The sequence below is a fragment of the Microbispora sp. NPDC046933 genome (assembly GCF_040644635.1).
Taxonomy (GTDB): Bacteria; Actinomycetota; Actinomycetes; order Streptosporangiales; family Streptosporangiaceae; genus Microbispora.
Genome location: NZ_JBEYWW010000098.1, coordinates 1 through 2,274, shown reverse-complemented (window position 1 = coordinate 2,274; position 2,274 = coordinate 1). Strand labels below are relative to the sequence as shown.

Here is a 2,274-nt window from a genome sequence, read left to right as displayed (position 1 = left end):
CCCGCGGCCGCGGCCACGGGCGGCAACGACGCCCCCGGCGACAAGGTCGTCATCGGCTTCTCGGCCCCGGCCGCCGACCACGGCTGGATCGCCGCCATCGCCAAGAACGCGGCGGACGCGGCCAAGCAGTACTCCGACATCGAGTTCAAGGCGGTCGAGCCGACCAACGACATCAACCAGCAGATCTCTGCGGTGGAGTCGCTGATCCAGGCCAAGGTCAACGCGCTGGTGATCCTGCCGAACGACGGCCAGCAGCTCAACCAGGTCGCCCGGCAGGCCATGGACGCCGGCATCCCGGTGATCAACCTGGACCGTGTCTTCCCGGACAAGCTGTCGTACCGGACCTGGCTGGGCGGCGACAACTACGGCATGGGCGTGGCCGCCGGCCACTTCATCGGCAAGACGCTGAAGGACAAGGGCGTCTCCGACCCCGTCATCCTGGAGATCCAGGGCATCGCCACGCTGCCGCTGACCCAGGACCGCAGCAAGGGCTTCGCCGACGCGCTGAAGACCTACGGGTTCAAGGTGACCGCGCAGCAGGACGCCAAGTTCACCGTCGAGTCCGGCACGCAGGTGGCCAGCAACCTGCTCCAGGCGCACAAGAAGATCGACGCGATCTGGAACCACGACGACGACCAGGGCATCGGCGTGCTCGCCGCGATCAAGGAGGCCGGTCGCGACGAGTTCTTCATGGTCGGCGGCGCCGGCTCGGCCAACGCGATGCGTGACATCCAGGCCGACAACGGCGTGCTGAAGGCCACGGTCACCTACAGCCCGACGATGGCCGCCTCGGCCATCAAGCTCGCGCGACTGATCGCCCAGGGCAAGGGCATGAGCGACCTGCTGGAGCAGGAGGTGCCCCAGTCGATCACACTGGCCTCGGAGACCATCACCAAGGAGAACGTGCAGAAGTATCTGCCGCTCGGCTTCGAATCCTGATTCGGGGGAGATCTAGTGACAGACAGCAGGCCGGCGCTAGGTGTCGGCATGGTGGGGTACGCGTTCATGGGACGCGTGCACTCGCAGGCATGGCGAAGCGTCGCCTCGGTCTTCGACCTGCCGGTAAGGCCCGTCATGGCGGCCCTGTCCGGCAGGTCGCCCGACCGCACGGCCGAAGCGGCGGCCACGCTCGGCTGGGCGGCGGTGGAGACCGACTGGAAGCGGCTCCTCGATCGCGACGACGTGCAGATCGTCGACATCTGCACGCCGGGTGACAGCCACGCCGAGATCGCCATCGCGGCGCTGGCCGCGGGCAAGCACGTCATCTGCGAGAAACCGCTGGCCAACACCGTCGCCGAGGCCGAGGCGATGGCCGCGGCGGCGAAGGAGGCGGCCGCGCGCGGCGTGCGCAGCATGGTCGCCTTCAACTACCGCCGCGTGCCCGCCGTCGCGCTGGCCCGGCGGTTCGTCGAGGAGGGCAGGCTCGGCGAGATCCGGCACGTTCGGGCGCAGTACCTGCAGGACTGGATCGTCGACCCGGAGTTCCCCCTGGTCTGGCGGCTCCAGAAGGACAAGGCCGGATCCGGGGCTCTCGGCGACATCGGCGCTCACATCATCGACACCGCGCAGTTCATCGTCGGCCGGTCGCTGACGGGTGTGAGCGCTCTCACCGAGACCTTCGTCAAGGAGCGCCCGCTCGCCGAGGGGTCGAGCGGCCTGGCCGGCGAGGGCGGCACCGGTGAGATGGGCGAGGTGACGGTGGACGACGCGGCGCTGTTCATCGGCCGCTTCGAGGGCGGGGCGGTGGCCTCGTTCGAGGCCACCCGCTTCGCGACCGGGCGCAAGAACGCGCTGCGCATCGAGGTCAACGGTTCGGCGGGCAGCCTGTCGTTCGACTTCGAGGCGATGAACGAGCTGTGGTTCTACGACGCCGCCGAACGGGACGCCGGGTTCCGGCGGATCCTGGTCACCGAGCCGGACCACCCGTACGCCGGGGCCTGGTGGCCTCCGGGCCACGGCCTCGGGTACGAGCACACCTTCGTCCACGAGACGAAGGACTTCCTGGAGGCGGTGGCCGCCGGAACCGACCCCGCGCCGTCCTTCGAGGACGGGCTGCGGGTGCAGCGGGTGCTCGCCGCCGTCGAGGAGAGCGCCGCCGCCGGGTCGGGCTGGACCACGGTGTGATTGGACACGGTGTGATTGTTCACATGGCTGTGAGAACGGGTGTGAGATGACGCGACCGATCACGTTGTTCACCGGGCAGTGGGCGGACCTGCCGTTCGAGGAGGTCTGCCGGCTGGCCTCGGAATGGGGCTACGACGGCCTGGAGATCGC

At 69.2% G+C, this 2,274-nt stretch carries 2 protein-coding genes and 1 pseudogene; all 3 read left to right on the top strand.

Annotated features, from left to right (window positions below; all coding sequences use genetic code 11):
* Positions 1-939: substrate-binding domain-containing protein (locus ABZ857_RS44025; protein ID WP_357056901.1), on the top strand; the 939-nt coding region annotated here is incomplete at its 5' end.
* Positions 940-954: 15 nt separating this feature from the next.
* On the top strand, positions 955-2,124 hold the full coding sequence (locus ABZ857_RS44020) for a Gfo/Idh/MocA family oxidoreductase (protein WP_357056898.1): 1,170 nt from the start codon (positions 955-957) through the stop codon (positions 2,122-2,124).
* A 46-nt stretch (positions 2,125-2,170) separates the two neighbouring features.
* Positions 2,171-2,274: pseudogene (locus tag ABZ857_RS44015) on the top strand (sugar phosphate isomerase/epimerase); the annotation flags it as partial.